Genomic DNA, 14,460 nt, shown 5'->3' with positions numbered 1-14,460 from the left:
CCCTATTTATTTACTGTGTATTTTTTGATTGCTGGTAGAATTTCAGTTCCGATTATCTCAATATTTTTCTTTAATTTATCCATTGGCATACCACCAAAATCAATTTGTGCAATATAACGCTGATTGCCAAATAGTTCATGTTGATAAAGAATTTTTTCGATGATTTCCTGCGGACTACCAATATTCATAACATTATGAGGATCGACACCCTGTGCAAAGTGCTGTTTCGGAAAACCTTGACCGTTCGTTCGCTTCATCCCCTCATTAATATGAGGATACATGTCTTTTAGTGCCTGCTGTGAGCTGTCAGCTGCATAGAAAAAACCAGCCGTTGAAACAGGGAGCTCTGATGTATCAAAGCCTTTTTGTGTTGCAGCTTCACGATAAGCATCAATTGTTCGTTTGAAAACAGAAGCAGGTCCACCTAAATGAGCCATATACATCGGAACACCGGCATAGCCTGCTCTTATCGCACTAGCAGGTGAACCACCAACAGCACGCCATATTGGCAGTGAGCCGTTTTTCGGACGAGGAAGAACCTTCGCATTCTTTAAAGGAGCACGAAATTCTCCATCCCAGTTAACAACTTCCTCTTCATTTATTTTCATCAACAGCTCAAATTTCTCCTCAAACAACTCTTCATAATCGCGAAGGTTATAGCCCAATAAATCAAATAATCCGACTCTTGATGCACGGCCAGCAACAATCTCTGCACGCCCTCTTGAGATCAAATCAAGTGTAGCAAAATTTTCATAGACACGAACTGGATCTGAGGTACTTATAATTGTAGAAGAACTTGAAATTTTAATATTCTTTGTCGCCTGAGCAATGGCTGAAAGCACTACAGCATGCGCTTGTGTTGCAAAAAACTCCTGGTGACTCTCACCCACACTAAAGAAATCTATACCCGCCTGATCAGCTAGCTTAGCATAATCGATAATTTCATGAATGCGCTCTTCTGCAGAGACTCGCTCTCCAGTTAAAGGGTCTGGTAAATGGTCACCTAGTGTGTAAATTCCAAACTCCAATCCTTTACTTTGATCAATACGATACTTTTCCATCTATGCTTCACCTATCCTTCATTAAATACTAAATTAACTTTTTTGTTTCTCGATGCTAGATGCTAATATTACTACTTTGGTAGTAATAATCACAATAGTTTGTTTCATCTTATTTAAAAGTACGCCCCTATCATCAATTTGCACAAGAAATGGATATTTTTGTGCGGTTCCAGTTGATATTCAGAAGAATTTCAGACTACTAATTATAATAGTATTTTATACCAGCGTCATTGTTCAATAAAAATGGAATGTCTCAAAATTATTAAGAAACCCATTTTTCAACTAGCACTTAACAATGCAATTATGATTTATAAGAGTAATAAATGTAAGTACGCACTTTTTTGTAGTATAGTATCAAAAAGGATACTAATGGAGGAATTAAAATGAAAATCGAGCCAGAATTATGTCGTGTGGAAGACGCTTTAGGAATACTAGTGGGGAAATGGAAACCAATTATTTTATTGCATCTATTGAAGAATGGCACACAAAGATTCAGCGAGTTAAAACGTAATGTACCTGGAGTCACCCAAAAGATGCTAACAAAACAATTACGAGAATTAGAAGACGAGGATATTATTGAACGCGTTGTTTATCCTCAGGTGCCTCCAAAAGTAGAGTATTCCATTACAGAATATGGAAGGAGCCTAGAACCGATTTTGGCGGCTATGCATGAGTGGGGAACAAAACACACGTTACATAAAATGGAAAAGCTAAATCAGGGCAGCTTATAATAGCAAATGGGCTGCAGTTTAACACAGCCCATTTGCTATTATTCTAACAAGATTATTCAACTATTTATAAATAAACTCTACTTCCTTATTCTTATTGCTCCGTATTAACCATAATTGCAGCTACCTGCTTCAAACGCTGATAAAAAAACTTACCGGCCGGAAGTTCACTTATTTCCACTTCTTCAAAAGCTTCGCCCATACAACGTAACCAAGACTCTGCTCTTTTTTGAGTGATTTCAAACCGTAAGTGGCGATGTTTCATTGCAGGTGGTCCAAATTCTTCACTATACAGAGCAGGACCCCCAAGGAACTGCGTTAGGAACATCTTTTGCTTTCGCTTAATTTCATTTATATCTCCCTTAAACAATGGACTTAAAACTGGATCATCATACACTTTTGGATAGAAAGCATCCACTAGTTGGTTAATTTTATCTTCACCAATTTCATCATATAAACTTTGTAACCGTTGGTCTGTCATTTCCTACACTCCCTTGAATTAGTGAGACTGTTTTCACGATTTATTAACTATTATTACTATAAATCAAAAAAATAAGTTGTGAGTTGATAAATATCACACCTTAATTTGGCTTACTCCTTTATTATAGATATATCTTTTATAATTGATGGAGGCAACAAACCAATGGACCAGTTTTATTTCTTCTTAGTTTTTGTACATATATTTTCAGCCATTTTAGGGATGGGACCTGGATTTATCCTAACAGTGATACCTAAAACAGCAACAAGACTATCAGAGTTAAGACATGCATATGTAATTCGACACCGATTACATATTTTTGTGATGATAGGCGGAACCATGCTCCTAGTAACGGGGTTGTTAATGGGATTGCTTAGGCCATATCTATTTCAGATGGGTTGGTATATAACTAGTCTCAGCTTGTTCCTAATCGCTCTTGCTATGGGACCGTTTGTCTTAAAACGTTATTTCAAACCAATAAAGGAACTGTTGAAAAATACGAGTGGGGAACAAATACCAGCCGAATATCATCGTTTATCCAAGGTGTTATTCAGCTATGAGCACTTGGAGAATATAATTTTCATCATAATTATTACATTGATGATTTTGAAGCCTTTTTGACCCTAGTTAAAATGGTGGAAGGAATTAGTGAAGTCAGTTATATTAATCAAAAAGGTCTTAGATGATACAAAGAACATATGGTTTTTGTATCATCTTTTTTAATCCTTAGAAAAAAAGATGATTTCTTTCATGCGTTTTTTCTAGGATTAATAAATGAATAAGAACATCATTCTAAGTAATTACTTAATCATGTATATAGATCATCTAGCCATTCTTTCAGAACTACCGCTTGATTATGTTGCTTATCCTTTGCTCCATAAATCAAGGTTACTCTGCTATTATTTTTCACCAAATCTTCAAGCGCGAGAACGTGTTGTTTCTTTGAATTTGATTGTAATTCGTTAATGTACTTTCGCTTGAATTCATCAAATTTTTCCGGGTCGTGATCAAACCATTTTCTTAAACTTGTAGACGGGGATATCTCTTTGTACCAATGATCAATCGCAAGCTTTTCCTTTGATACTCCTCTTGGCCAAACGCGATCAACTAGAACACGGATCCCATCATCATTTGAAACTTCCGCGAATGCTCGTTTTGTATCTACTTGCATGTAAAATCACTCCATATTAGTCTAGATTGATCAAACTTCTTAATTCCTCTTTATTAGCTAATAGATCTTCTAATGTATAGTCATCCAACACTTGTAAAAAGGCTTGAAGAGCTTTATTTAATGCGTGTTTTAGTTTACATGAGGGAGTAATGATGCAATGGTTTGTATCTTTGTCAAAGCATTCAAGTAAGACAAAATCATTTTCCATTAGACGTACTACATTTCCAACATTAATCTCACGAGGGTCTTGAGCAAGTCTTATTCCACCATTTCTTCCCCTAGTTGTTTTAATGAAGCCTAATTTATTCAACTGAAATACTACTTTTCGCACGTGTTCAGTAGAGATTGAGAAAGAGTCTGCTATTTCTTTAATACTAGTTTGTTGGTCAGATTGTTTCGAACCAGTCAATATTAATACGCGCAAAGCGTAGTCTGTATATTTTTTTAATCGCATCATTTACACCCTCTTCTATCTGTCATGTAGTTGCTATCATACCGAACTTTTTAAGCAAAGTCCCATAAAAAGGGTTGTAACAAAATTGTCATAGATTTGTTCAATTTGCTATTGAAATGACAGTACCTTTTTCTTTACCATTAAAGATGTATTTTAAATACACTTTTTAAACCATTAAGTATAACAAAAGCAAAACCGCTTTTATCACGCTTTGACAAAAAGACCATTCGTGGCGATTTGACCCGTGATGAGGATTGACTTAAGACCTCCGGAGTATTGCTGCTCTAGCCGCATACTCGTCGTAAAAACCAATTCGAAGTAATTTCACCTGAGGCTATTTCGCTAAAGCTGAACGTACTCAAGGCCTTGTCAAAAAATATTCACAGGAAACTAGTTTTTTAATTCATAAACAAAAAAGGAGCTTCTAAATGACACAAACAGCACAATTATTAGACGAAAAAACAATTAGCACAGTAAAAGCTACGGTACCAGTACTTGAGGTACATGGTGAAGAAATTACTAGCCGCTTTTACCAAATGCTTTTTGAAAATCATCCGGAGCTTAAAAATATTTTCAACCAATCAAACCAAAGACAAGGAAAACAATCGAAAGCACTTGCCAATGCTGTTTATGCAGCAGCTATGTATATCGATAATCTAGAGGCAATCTTACCAACAGTAAAGCAAATAGCACATAAACATAGAAGCTTAAATATTCTTCCAGAACATTACCCAATTGTAGGAGAAAACTTGTTAGCTGCGATAAAAGATGTTCTTGGTGACGCTGCAACCGACGATATAATGGAAGCATGGGGCAAAGCATATGGAGTAATCGCTGATGCCTTTATCCAAATCGAAATCGACATGTACGAGGAAACTGCCAATCAACAAGGCGGTTGGACAGGATATCGTGACTTCAATGTTGTCCACAAGGTAAAAGAAAGTGATGTCATTACCTCCTTCTACCTTAAACCTAGCGACAATGGTCAAATTCCGTCTTTCCAAGCTGGTCAGTACATAACTGTCAAGATTGAAAAAGAAGGTGCACCTTACAATTTCTTGCGTCAATATAGTTTGTCTAGTAGATCAAATAGTGAATATTTCAGAATAAGTGTAAAAAAAGAAGAAGGTTTAAATGATAACCCAGATGGAGATGTCTCTACCTATCTTCACGACCATATCAAGGAACAAGATGTTGTAAAATTAAGCGCTCCTGCTGGTGACTTTGTTTTAAGAAAAGAAGATAAACCACTTGTTTTAATCAGTGGAGGTGTTGGTATCACACCGTTAGTGAGTATGCTAGAAACAGCTGTAATTGAGCAGCCGAACCGCCCTATTTATTTCATCCACGCAGCACAAAACAGTTCTGTCCATGGGTTAAGAGAGTCAATTCGAGCTACTGCTGATACGCATAGCCAGGTACAGAGCTATGTTGTTTACGACAGTCCATATGAAAATGATCAGTTTGATAAAGAAGGGTATATTGATTTAGCTTGGCTCAAATCAATTTTACCTACCAACGACGCATCATTTTATTTTTGTGGACCAGAAGGATTTATGAAAGCAATTAATCGCGCACTAAAAGAATGGAACGTCGACGAACAAGACGTCCACTTCGAATTTTTCGGACCAGCTGGAAGTTTGGACTAAAAAACCTCCCTCATGAGTTTTTCACTTGTGGGGGAGGTTTTTTTCATTAATTGTTAAGGCATAAACATGAAGTCAGATACTTACTAATGAATCTTCCTTTGTAGTGGTAAAATACGAATTACATCAGGATCGTGACGATAATCATAGCTACCATCGTGTATATTCAGTGTTTCTCTCCCAATCTTCACCGTATCTTTATTGACCCACTCGACCATCGGATCATAATCGTACCAATTAAAATATATTGTTTTACTATCACCAGTTTCTAATTCAACCAAGACGGCTTTTGAATTCATGCCGTATATTCCGTTAAAGTGATAGGTTTCAATCTCATATCTACTATCTAAAGATGCAAAACTTGCATTTAACTCACCAGCAGGAAGGTAATCAAGATTAAAATACTGATTATAAAATAGGATTAACGATATGCTAAAGGATACTAAAAATAGCACAAGTCGTTTCATTGGAAATGTTCTTTTTGATTTTAAGCCTCTTACAATACCTACTATTAAAATAACTGCAAAAATAGCTGTAACTAAAATCATAGTAAACATTAACAAAAATAAGAACATATATAATGTTTCGTTCATAGCATCAATTCCTCTGCATATTGTAGGTCTCTAAACTTGAGATCCGATATATGACCGGATAAACAACACTCCAAAAATTTGTTGATTGGTAAGAACCTTTGTCGAAACGGTTACCATTCTACAAAAAATTGTTTATGATAGTATTATTCATGCATTTTTCAAACTTTCTAATATCAGGAGGCAAATGATGAGTATAAATAAAATAAGGTCCCGTTATCTTGAGCTTTTCATCTTTCTACTAAAAAATCAGATGGTTTACATAGGCAAACTTAAAGGACTTAGTCATCCAGATACTGTAAAATGTAGTCAAAGATTGGATTATATTTTAAATAGGTACCAGTATGTGAAGAAATAGACAAGCCCGATCTCTAACTAATTATTAAAAACAATACAACGTTCCAAGTAAGAAAGAGCGATATTTCCAGCAAATCTAGAAAGGCTCAATCTTACAGATATTATTTATTTTATCAACAATGACATATATTCTTCATCGTAGTAATTATTATTGATTTTAAGAGCTTTTTCTTCTTTTCCATAAGTTTGAAAGCCTAAATTAGCATAGAGTTTCTTTGCTCTTACGTTTGTTGTTACTACTGTTAAATTGAGTATTTCTATCGACTTTAATGCTTTCGCTTGGTTAATTGCTTCCGTGAGAATTTCTTTTCCTACACCTAATCTACGCATATCAGGTCTAACATACATGGCTACAATATTTGCTTTATGTTTAAGTTTTAAAGGAGTTTCTTTTAAGATAGTAACAACCCCAACAAGTTCTCCATTCTTAAATGCCCCAATAGTTGAACTTTGTTCAGAATTTAAGTTGTTTGCTACGATTTGAACCGGATTTTCTCGTTGTATTGCTTCTTGATAACTTGTGGCGAAAGCCTCTGGGTTTTGCTCTAATGCCTCTAATCTTAAATCCCAATATGCTTCTGCATCAGATGGTTTTAACAACCTTATATTCATGAGATTACTCCCTTATGTTTATCTACAGTTCAATTTTTTTAATGATTTTTGCGGGATTGCCACCAACTACAACGTTTTCTGGTACATCTTTAGTTACCACTGCACCTGATGCTATAACAGCGTTATCTCCTATTTTCACTCCTGGGTTTATTACTGCACTTCCTCCAATCCAAACATTGTCTCCAATCGAAATAGGTTTTGCATATTCTTTTCCAGAATTACGTTCTGTTGGATTTAGTGGATGAGTTGCTGTATAGATATGTACACCAGGGGCAAGTAGACAATTATTTCCGAACCTTACTTCACAAACATCCAGGATAACGCAATCAAAGTTTGCGTAAAAATTATCGCCCACAAAAATGTTATAGCCGTAATCACATTTTAAATTAGGTTCAACAGCTATATTTTCTCCAACTGACCCGAAAAACTCTTTTAGCAGATTTGTGCGTTTGTCTCCTTCTTTTTCTGAGGTTTGATTATATATTCTAGCCAGACGTCTTGCATTTTCGCGATCGTTGGCTAATTCACTGTCAGCAGGATCGTACATATCGCCATCTAACATTTTCTGTTTTTCTGTCTTCATCATTTACAACTCCCTAATCTACATTCTAATTTGATTATATCAGATAAATAGAGCTCAATTACTAGAATACAAATCTCTAGGAGGCGTCTTATGTCAAGTTTAGGAACCTTGAAAATCGTAACGATACCTGTTTCTCTTTAGTTTCGGTATATGTAGTCTTTTTCGCTTGATATAAGAAACCTCTTGCCTCGTAAAAAGGGATACCGCGTTGATTTCCTTCTTGCACTGATACCCATTGCTCAGTTGCACCACGTTCTATTTGCTGTAGAGTAAATGCTTCGAGGAGGCGTTTTCCAATTCCCTGATATCGATACGTTTCATCCACATAAAGAACAAATATTTCTCCCATATTTGATTTAGTCATTCCACCTCCAATTACCCCAACAACTTCTGAGTTTAACAGCGCTACGTGGGAATAAACACCTGCTTCTATTTCACGGTAAACCTGATGATAACGATACCAAAAATCAACATTTTTATTTTGATGTTTTTCACTTAATATTCCTTCGACTGTTTGTTTCCATCCTGTTGCACAGATAATGGCAATATCCTTAGTGTATGTTGTATGCGCCTTAACGATAGAGAGCTCCAATTTCCCACCTCAATCACCTATAAATTTTACGTTGAATGTATTTGTGCTTTTGAACACCCAAAAGGTAGCTTGGTATTTATTTTATCATAATAGTTAACAATTGAGACTTCCCTGACCTAGCCTTAACACATTCCCGCTTCCTGAATAACGATCTCCTGTTTCAAATAATCAACAATTATGGCTTCTGGGTTATCCTCTAAAGAAAATTGCCAAAGTATCTCCTCGACCTTAATTTCGTTTTCGCTTAAAACGGCTACTGTATCTTCCTTTTCAAATGGTTGTCCTGTACAAGCAGTCAGAAAGATTATAGAAAATAAAAATAAGTTCAATTTCACAATAAGAACTCCTTTCATAAACTGACTACATAATAATATTAGTAATGTTTTCACATTTTACTATAAAACACCATTTAACTTTTCCAAATAATCTAGATTAACTAATCGCCTAGCTTCCTCTCATATTTACATGGATTTAGGGAATTATTAACTATAAACATAAATCGTATTGGAGGAAATAGTATGAATAGTGAAGGGAAAAAAATAAGATTAACTTCAGCAGAGATAACTAATTTGTGGAATACATACATGAATGACACCGGAAATCTGTGTCATCTAATGCATGAACTTAACAACCTTAATGATGAGGAAATAAGACCTTTACTACAAAATGCAATAGAAGTATCAAAATCACACATAAAAACAATATCAACTATTCTTGAAAAAGAGAAGTATCCGATTCCTCATGGATTTAAATTAGATGAAGATGTAGATGTCACTGCCCCTAGATTGTTTTCAGATGCCTATGTATTAATAGCACTTAATCAATTGGGGAAAATAGGTTTAAATGCCTACAGTGCAGCTTTACCTGTAGCCGTTAGGGAAGATATTTATACCTTTTTCAGAAATTGTCTGCGTGAATCAGATGAAATTATCAAGAAATCTAATGAATTATTGTTATCAAAAGGATTATATATTAAGTCACCGTATCTTCCAACACCTGAAAACTTTGACTTTGTCAGAAAAAAAAGCTTCCTTGCAGGTTATTTTGGAGAAAAAAGGCCTTTAACGGGCAATGAGATCACCAATCTATATACAAATTTCCAAAGAAATTCTTTAGGATCGGCCACTATGATTGGATATAGCCAGGTTGCAAGTAAAAGTGATGTTACCGAATTTATCATAAGGGGCAAAGAAATAGCCCAGAAGCATTGTGAGATATTTGGATCTCTCTTAAAAGAAAACGACCTTCCTAGCTCTATGACCTGGGAGTCAGAGGTTACAGATTCTACCACCTATACGTTTTCTGATAGAAAATTAATGTTTTACTCTACAGCCCTAACTGCACTTAGCATTGGATTTTACGGAGCAAGTATGGCAGTGAGTCCGAGAAGAGATATTGGAACCATGTACAGTAGACTCGTAGCGGAAGTCTTAAAGTATGCTGATGACGGAGCTAAACTAATGATTAAAAATGGATGGATGGAAGAACCTCCACGGGCACTTGATCGTGATGAATTAGCAAAGAAAAAATAAGCCAAGTGACATCGTTTTTATCTTGACCTACTTAACCACAGAAAAAATGCCAACAAATTATTATTAATTTGTTAGGCATTTCAGGTGCACTATTTCATCTAAAAAAACTACTCATCACTTAATTAAATTGTTTAGAATGCTTCTTTGCAAATTGAATAATTTCTGTATAACTTTTTTCGTCAAACTCTTTTCTTGTTGGCGTATAAAGTTTCACTGTACCTTCATCAAGGATTTTAACCATGACACCACCGCGAACATACAACGTTACATATAGAAAAGGCTGTGTCATTCGATAGTTCGCATGAAATTCTTGTGGAAAGTCTGCCGTTATGAGAATTCGATCTTCTACATCCTTTAAGGAAAGTTTACTATAAAAATTAAGATTCTTAACTGTAATCAGAGACACTAAAAGCACTCCCTTTTGTTCTATTTATCTTACCTAATTATATACACAAATATAGACTATTCACCAAGTGGATCAGATAATACTAAAGCAATCCATTACTGGCAAATTCAACATAACAACTATTATTTTGGGTAGTGGTTTACTTCAGTTAAGTTTATCTCTTACTATATGTTGTTTCCTGATGGCAGTACATAGGTATTATGTAATTGATTAATTCATCTGATAAATGACTAAAAACATCTATGGCAATAAATACAGAATTACGCAGAAAAAAATAGATACTGCTCCAGCTATCACAAATAGATGCCACACTGCATGATGGTATTTAAAACCTCGCCACACATAAAAGATGGCTCCTAGTGTATAACATAGACCACCTATCACCAAAAGGGCAATTCCATTACTATGTAAGTTTTCAACAATTCTGTTCCAGCCAATTACAATTATCCATCCCATTACAATGTATAGGATAGTCGATGTAAAAAGATACTTTTTCACAAAAAAGGCTTTAAATACAGTTCCTCCGATCGCTAATCCCCAAACAACTCCAAAAATTGTCCAGCCTAATCCACCTTGAATAATAATAAAGGTAAACGGCGTGTATGTTCCAGCGATAAACAAGTAGATAGATGAATGATCGAATATTTCAAATAAGTCTTTTGCTTTCCCGTGAGGTAGCGCGTGAACCATTGTCGATGACATAAATAAAATAAACATCGTCGAGCCATAGATACTAAAACTTACGACATGCCAAGCGTTTCCATATACAGTGGCTGAAACGATTAATACAACTAATGCCGCAATGCTTAACACTGCTCCTATTCCATGTGTAATCGCATTTGCTATTTCTTCACCTTTTGAAAAGGTATGTGTTTGTGCCAAGTAGATCATCCCTTACTAGATAGATTAGCTAAATCTTTTTATAATTCGGTGTTTAAATGGTTAAGTTGCGATGATCACAGTCTCGTATTATTTAGAATGTGCTTAATTTCATTTACTAATTCATTTCTTAATTATATCAAACCTTATTTTAAAAATCTGGTTAAACGTACATTAGTCGATCATTATTTGAATCCTGCCTTACACTCTTCTTTTTTGAAAGACTTCTTTTCCATTCTTAAACAAAGTAATAATAAGTGATAATAAGGGAGAGAAAGTAGGCTTTGCTTTTTTCCCTTTACCTATCCGATTTAGTTGTTGGCTATACCAAGTCAATTCCATCAATCCTTTACCATCAATAAAGGAAATTCCCGTTTTAATTGGTTTTATCGATAGCTTAGAAGCCTTGTTCTCTAACAAGCTGTTGGGGTAATCTGGATAAAGAGCTAACGGTCTCGCTAACCCAATGAAGTCTGTTGCACCAGTTTCTAATGCCTTGTTCATCGCTGAAAGTGTTCTAAAACCTCCTGTTAACACTAGTGGTACACTTGTTTTTTGTTTTAACTTTTCTGCGTATTCCAAGAAATAAGCTTCACGGGTAACTGTTGAGGGTTTTGCGTTTTTTCCAAACAACGCTGCCTTTTCATATGTACCTCCGGAAATTTCTATAAGATCGACTCCAAGCTTGTCTAATTCAGAGATGACAAACTGAGATTCTTCTTCAGAAAAACCAGTTTTCATGAAATCAGAACTATTTATCTTAACTCCTATCGGAAATTTATCTCCAACTCTTCTGCGAATAGCATGATAGATTTCTGACAAGAATCTAAAGCGGTTTTCAACGGGGCCACCCCATTCGTCTTGTCTCTGATTATGCTTGGGAGAAAGAAACTGGCTAATTAAGTACCCATGTGCAGCATGAACCTGCACTCCAGTGAAACCGGCACGTTTGGCAAGTTCCGCTGTATTGGCAAAACGTTGAATAATCTCTTTTATTTCTATATCACTAAGTGCGCGACTTTTAGGAAAAAAGCGCTGCAAATTTGGTTGAAAGGGAACGTTGGATGGCGCAACAGCTTCATCGACAACACCTTTTAGCACTTGTTTACCTGGGTGATTTATTTGCATCCATAGATGTGTACTATTTGTAGTGCCTATTTCAGCCCACTTTTTAAATAATTCTAGATTTTCGTCGTTTTCCAACACGATGTTTCTAGGTTCTCCTAGAGATTTATCATCCACCTTCACATTTCCTGTAATGACTAACCCCGCGCCACCTTCTGCCCATGCTTGATAAAGTCGAAAAATACTATTCGTCGGCAAGTGATTTTCTGTCGACATCCCCTCACTCATCGCTGATTTTACGATGCGATTTTTAATTATAGTGCTCGTTTGTTTTAAGATAAATCGCTGAGCTACTTTAGTTTGGTTCATAGTATAAGCCTCCTTTCAATCATTATAAACCTACCTCACTGTACTTATTTGCGGAAAAATTGCTAACTAACAGTCTCTCTAAAATTGACTCTCCATAAATATAATTTGATTATATAATTCTTTGTTTACCGGTGTAGCTATCCGGTATTTTTTAATCTAATTCTAAAACAGTACCACCAAACAGTTCTACTTCACTGTGACGTTTCGCTTCCATGTCCTGACGCATCGAAGGCTTACCTTCTGGATTCAAGGTACCTAATACAGATTTTGAATTGCTTTATGTAACCCGTTATATTTAACAGTAAAGATAATAAGGTCGGCGGGATCGGATGTCTGTTCCGGTGAGATATAGTTGAAATCACAACGCTCACCATTACAATAAACAGACTCTTGCTGGTATTTTTTCATCCTGCCCTCAACAGCGAGAATGCGCAAATCCGCTTTAGGCATATGCTTAGAAAAATGATTGGCATATAGAATTCCTAATGCCCCAAGTCCAATGATAGATACTTTTTTTATCTCCATTTTATCCAGGTCCCTTCTCTAAACGGATGACAGTCTAATTATCTTCTGTTTTCAAAAATTAAATTGATAGACTAATGTATTTGTAAATGTTGATGGTTTAAAACCATCGGAGTTTCTAATTTTTATCTAAAACCCTGTTTAAGTAACAAAAATTATTATTTATTTACATTTAACCCCCTTGCGGACAAGGGGGCCAACAAAAAACCAATGTCTGTATGGGTTTCCTTCCTAATAATATCTCGATATTTTGAAGTTACCCATTCATTTATGTACAAGTAGTTACGTGTTATTACCTCATTACAGCTATTCAACTAAACTAATAAAATTCCTGCAGTTAATTTTAGTGATCTAAAAACTCAAATTTATTATTCACTGAACCCAGTAGCAATAACTGTCACAATAATTTCTTCTTTTAGGTCTTCATTAATGACCGCTCCAAAAATCATGTCTAATTCCTCGTGTGAATTAGAGGCAATCACATCAGATGCTTCCTGCACTTCAATAAGGCTTAAATTAGTTCCGCCTGTGATGTTTATGATTACACCTCGTGCCCCACTCATAGACGTTTCGAGTAATGGACTATTTATCGCTTTAACGGCCGCATCAACCGCACGTCCCTCACCTCTAGCCATCCCAATTCCCATTAAAGCTGTTCCCTTATGGGACATGATAGTTTGTACGTCTGCAAAATCAAGATTGATTAAACCTGGCACAGCAATTAAATCAGAAATCCCTTGGACACCCCGACGAAGGACATTATCTGCTTCCCGAAAGGCTTCAAGCATTGGCGTTTTTTTATCTACAATCTCTAATAAGCGGTCATTGGGAATAATAATCAGCGTATCTATCGCTTCTCTCATTGAGTCAATCCCATTCTCTGCATTTAACGCTCTTGTGCGTCCTTCAAATTTGAAGGGACGTGTGACCACCCCGATTGTTAGTGATCCTTGTTTTCTAGCAATTTCAGCTATTGCTGGTGCTGCACCAGTTCCTGTACCGCCGCCCATGCCAGCAGTAACAAAAACCATATCAGCGCCTTTTAAAGCATCTTCAATCTCCTGTTGACTTTCTGCTACGGCTTTTTTCCCTAATTCGGGATTTGCGCCCGCTCCAAGCCCTCTTGTGGTCGAATTTCCAATTTGGATTGTTATCTCCGCTTTTGATTGATTGAGCGCTTGACCATCGGTATTAACGGCAATAAATTCTACACCTTCTACCCCGTCTTCAATCATTCGATTAACAGCATTATTTCCGCCGCCGCCAACCCCAATAACTTTTATTTTAGCAAATTGATCTATATTTGTATCAAACATGATTAATTCCTCCTAAACATCTGTATTCCTTATCTGCGCACTATTCATAGATAATCGAAACTTACTACTACATAATTCGAAGCTGTTCCTCTTTTTTTG

The 14,460-nt window shown here is 35.9% G+C and carries 19 protein-coding genes and 1 pseudogene; 5 read left to right on the top strand and 15 right to left on the bottom strand.

Features of this window, described 5'->3' with window-relative positions; all coding sequences use genetic code 11:
- Window positions 1–2 precede the first annotated feature (2 nt).
- Window positions 3–1,061, bottom strand: a complete 1,059-nt coding sequence (locus LD272_RS03920) for an LLM class flavin-dependent oxidoreductase (protein ID WP_226035279.1) — start codon at window positions 1,059–1,061, stop codon at window positions 3–5.
- A gap of 383 nt (window positions 1,062–1,444) precedes the next feature.
- On the opposite strand from LD272_RS03920, the gene LD272_RS03915 reads away from it, so the two are divergent.
- Entirely contained in the window at window positions 1,445–1,792 is a 348-nt protein-coding gene (locus LD272_RS03915) for a winged helix-turn-helix transcriptional regulator (protein ID WP_226035278.1), read from the top strand.
- Window positions 1,793–1,883: 91 nt separating this feature from the next.
- Here LD272_RS03915 and LD272_RS03910 read toward each other — a convergent pair whose 3' ends face one another.
- Window positions 1,884–2,270, bottom strand: coding sequence for a globin domain-containing protein (locus LD272_RS03910; RefSeq protein WP_226035277.1), 387 nt, complete (start codon window positions 2,268–2,270; stop codon window positions 1,884–1,886).
- Window positions 2,271–2,432: 162 nt separating this feature from the next.
- Here LD272_RS03910 and LD272_RS03905 point away from each other — a divergent pair, with 162 nt between their 5' ends.
- Window positions 2,433–2,888, top strand: coding sequence for a DUF2269 family protein (locus LD272_RS03905; RefSeq protein WP_226035276.1), 456 nt, complete (start codon window positions 2,433–2,435; stop codon window positions 2,886–2,888).
- 187 nt (window positions 2,889–3,075) lie between these two features.
- On the opposite strand, the gene LD272_RS03900 is transcribed toward LD272_RS03905, so the two are convergent.
- Together LD272_RS03900 and LD272_RS03895 are read right to left on the bottom strand one after the other, a co-directional pair.
- Window positions 3,076–3,438 (bottom strand): DUF488 domain-containing protein, encoded by a 363-nt coding sequence (locus tag LD272_RS03900; RefSeq protein WP_226035275.1) that lies wholly within the window; start codon window positions 3,436–3,438, stop codon window positions 3,076–3,078.
- A gap of 16 nt (window positions 3,439–3,454) precedes the next feature.
- On the bottom strand, window positions 3,455–3,892 hold the full coding sequence (locus LD272_RS03895) for an RrF2 family transcriptional regulator (protein WP_226035316.1): 438 nt from the start codon (window positions 3,890–3,892) through the stop codon (window positions 3,455–3,457).
- 428 nt (window positions 3,893–4,320) lie between these two features.
- On the opposite strand from LD272_RS03895, the gene hmpA reads away from it, so the two are divergent.
- Window positions 4,321–5,541, top strand: coding sequence for an NO-inducible flavohemoprotein (hmpA, locus tag LD272_RS03890; protein ID WP_226035274.1), 1,221 nt, complete (start codon window positions 4,321–4,323; stop codon window positions 5,539–5,541).
- An 83-nt stretch (window positions 5,542–5,624) separates the two neighbouring features.
- On the opposite strand, the gene LD272_RS03885 is transcribed toward hmpA, so the two are convergent.
- On the bottom strand, window positions 5,625–6,131 hold the full coding sequence (locus tag LD272_RS03885) for a DUF5412 family protein (protein WP_226035273.1): 507 nt from the start codon (window positions 6,129–6,131) through the stop codon (window positions 5,625–5,627).
- A 184-nt stretch (window positions 6,132–6,315) separates the two neighbouring features.
- Here LD272_RS03885 and LD272_RS03880 point away from each other — a divergent pair, with 184 nt between their 5' ends.
- The gene (locus LD272_RS03880; RefSeq protein WP_369413921.1) at window positions 6,316–6,486 is read left to right on the top strand and encodes an aspartyl-phosphate phosphatase Spo0E family protein; all 171 of its coding nucleotides are present in this window, start codon (window positions 6,316–6,318) and stop codon (window positions 6,484–6,486) included.
- A gap of 104 nt (window positions 6,487–6,590) precedes the next feature.
- On the opposite strand, the gene LD272_RS03875 is transcribed toward LD272_RS03880, so the two are convergent.
- From LD272_RS03875 to LD272_RS03860, 4 genes are all read right to left on the bottom strand, one after another.
- The gene (locus tag LD272_RS03875; RefSeq protein WP_226035271.1) at window positions 6,591–7,097 is read right to left on the bottom strand and encodes a GNAT family N-acetyltransferase; all 507 of its coding nucleotides are present in this window, start codon (window positions 7,095–7,097) and stop codon (window positions 6,591–6,593) included.
- A gap of 22 nt (window positions 7,098–7,119) precedes the next feature.
- Window positions 7,120–7,680: a maltose acetyltransferase domain-containing protein gene (locus LD272_RS03870; protein ID WP_226035315.1), complete on the bottom strand. Its 561-nt coding sequence runs from the start codon at window positions 7,678–7,680 to the stop codon at window positions 7,120–7,122.
- A gap of 88 nt (window positions 7,681–7,768) precedes the next feature.
- Window positions 7,769–8,272, bottom strand: a complete 504-nt coding sequence (locus LD272_RS03865) for a GNAT family N-acetyltransferase (protein ID WP_226035270.1) — start codon at window positions 8,270–8,272, stop codon at window positions 7,769–7,771.
- A gap of 122 nt (window positions 8,273–8,394) precedes the next feature.
- A complete protein-coding gene (locus tag LD272_RS03860; protein ID WP_226035269.1) occupies window positions 8,395–8,607 on the bottom strand; it encodes a hypothetical protein in 213 nt (70 codons plus the stop codon).
- 183 nt (window positions 8,608–8,790) lie between these two features.
- On the opposite strand from LD272_RS03860, the gene LD272_RS03855 reads away from it, so the two are divergent.
- Window positions 8,791–9,804: a DUF3231 family protein gene (locus tag LD272_RS03855; protein WP_226035268.1), complete on the top strand. Its 1,014-nt coding sequence runs from the start codon at window positions 8,791–8,793 to the stop codon at window positions 9,802–9,804.
- A gap of 118 nt (window positions 9,805–9,922) precedes the next feature.
- Here LD272_RS03855 and LD272_RS03850 read toward each other — a convergent pair whose 3' ends face one another.
- From LD272_RS03850 to ftsZ, 6 genes and pseudogenes are all read right to left on the bottom strand, one after another.
- Window positions 9,923–10,210, bottom strand: a complete 288-nt coding sequence (locus LD272_RS03850) for a hypothetical protein (RefSeq protein ID WP_226035267.1) — start codon at window positions 10,208–10,210, stop codon at window positions 9,923–9,925.
- A 240-nt stretch (window positions 10,211–10,450) separates the two neighbouring features.
- On the bottom strand, window positions 10,451–11,092 hold the full coding sequence (gene trhA, locus LD272_RS03845) for a PAQR family membrane homeostasis protein TrhA (protein WP_226035266.1): 642 nt from the start codon (window positions 11,090–11,092) through the stop codon (window positions 10,451–10,453).
- A gap of 198 nt (window positions 11,093–11,290) precedes the next feature.
- The gene (locus tag LD272_RS03840; protein WP_226035265.1) at window positions 11,291–12,523 is read right to left on the bottom strand and encodes an NADH:flavin oxidoreductase/NADH oxidase family protein; all 1,233 of its coding nucleotides are present in this window, start codon (window positions 12,521–12,523) and stop codon (window positions 11,291–11,293) included.
- 151 nt (window positions 12,524–12,674) lie between these two features.
- Window positions 12,675–12,773 (bottom strand): ketopantoate reductase C-terminal domain-containing protein, encoded by a 99-nt coding sequence (locus tag LD272_RS21730; protein ID WP_439647377.1) that lies wholly within the window; start codon window positions 12,771–12,773, stop codon window positions 12,675–12,677.
- 5 nt (window positions 12,774–12,778) lie between these two features.
- The gene (locus tag LD272_RS21565) at window positions 12,779–13,048 is read right to left on the bottom strand and encodes a ketopantoate reductase family protein (RefSeq protein WP_369413920.1); all 270 of its coding nucleotides are present in this window, start codon (window positions 13,046–13,048) and stop codon (window positions 12,779–12,781) included.
- A 368-nt stretch (window positions 13,049–13,416) separates the two neighbouring features.
- Window positions 13,417–14,361 (bottom strand): annotated as a pseudogene (ftsZ, locus tag LD272_RS03830) (cell division protein FtsZ); the annotation flags it as partial.
- Window positions 14,362–14,460 lie beyond the last annotated feature (99 nt).

It is taken from the genome of Aquibacillus saliphilus, assembly GCF_020404745.1.
GTDB classification, from domain to species: domain Bacteria; phylum Bacillota; class Bacilli; order Bacillales; family Amphibacillaceae; genus Aquibacillus; species Aquibacillus saliphilus.
The sequence above is the reverse complement of the archived record's forward strand: the minus strand, read 5'-3'. Positions and strand labels throughout refer to the sequence as shown.

Excerpts from the sequence above, each read along its gene's own strand:
- LD272_RS03920 (WP_226035279.1), bottom strand. The coding sequence starts at position 1,061 with ATGGAAAAGTATCGTATTGATCAAAGTAAAGGATTGGAGTTTGGAATT.
- LD272_RS03915 (WP_226035278.1), top strand. The coding sequence starts at position 1,445 with ATGAAAATCGAGCCAGAATTATGTCGTGTGGAAGACGCTTTAGGAATA.
- LD272_RS03910 (WP_226035277.1), bottom strand. The coding sequence starts at position 2,270 with ATGACAGACCAACGGTTACAAAGTTTATATGATGAAATTGGTGAAGAT.
- LD272_RS03905 (WP_226035276.1), top strand. The coding sequence starts at position 2,433 with ATGGACCAGTTTTATTTCTTCTTAGTTTTTGTACATATATTTTCAGCC.
- LD272_RS03900 (WP_226035275.1), bottom strand. The coding sequence starts at position 3,438 with ATGCAAGTAGATACAAAACGAGCATTCGCGGAAGTTTCAAATGATGAT.
- LD272_RS03895 (WP_226035316.1), bottom strand. The coding sequence starts at position 3,892 with ATGCGATTAAAAAAATATACAGACTACGCTTTGCGCGTATTAATATTG.
- hmpA (WP_226035274.1), top strand. The coding sequence starts at position 4,321 with ATGACACAAACAGCACAATTATTAGACGAAAAAACAATTAGCACAGTA.
- LD272_RS03885 (WP_226035273.1), bottom strand. The coding sequence starts at position 6,131 with ATGAACGAAACATTATATATGTTCTTATTTTTGTTAATGTTTACTATG.
- LD272_RS03880 (WP_369413921.1), top strand. The coding sequence starts at position 6,316 with ATGATGAGTATAAATAAAATAAGGTCCCGTTATCTTGAGCTTTTCATC.
- LD272_RS03875 (WP_226035271.1), bottom strand. The coding sequence starts at position 7,097 with ATGAATATAAGGTTGTTAAAACCATCTGATGCAGAAGCATATTGGGAT.
- LD272_RS03870 (WP_226035315.1), bottom strand. The coding sequence starts at position 7,680 with ATGAAGACAGAAAAACAGAAAATGTTAGATGGCGATATGTACGATCCT.
- LD272_RS03855 (WP_226035268.1), top strand. The coding sequence starts at position 8,791 with ATGAATAGTGAAGGGAAAAAAATAAGATTAACTTCAGCAGAGATAACT.
- LD272_RS03840 (WP_226035265.1), bottom strand. The coding sequence starts at position 12,523 with ATGAACCAAACTAAAGTAGCTCAGCGATTTATCTTAAAACAAACGAGC.
- LD272_RS21565 (WP_369413920.1), bottom strand. The coding sequence starts at position 13,048 with ATGGAGATAAAAAAAGTATCTATCATTGGACTTGGGGCATTAGGAATT.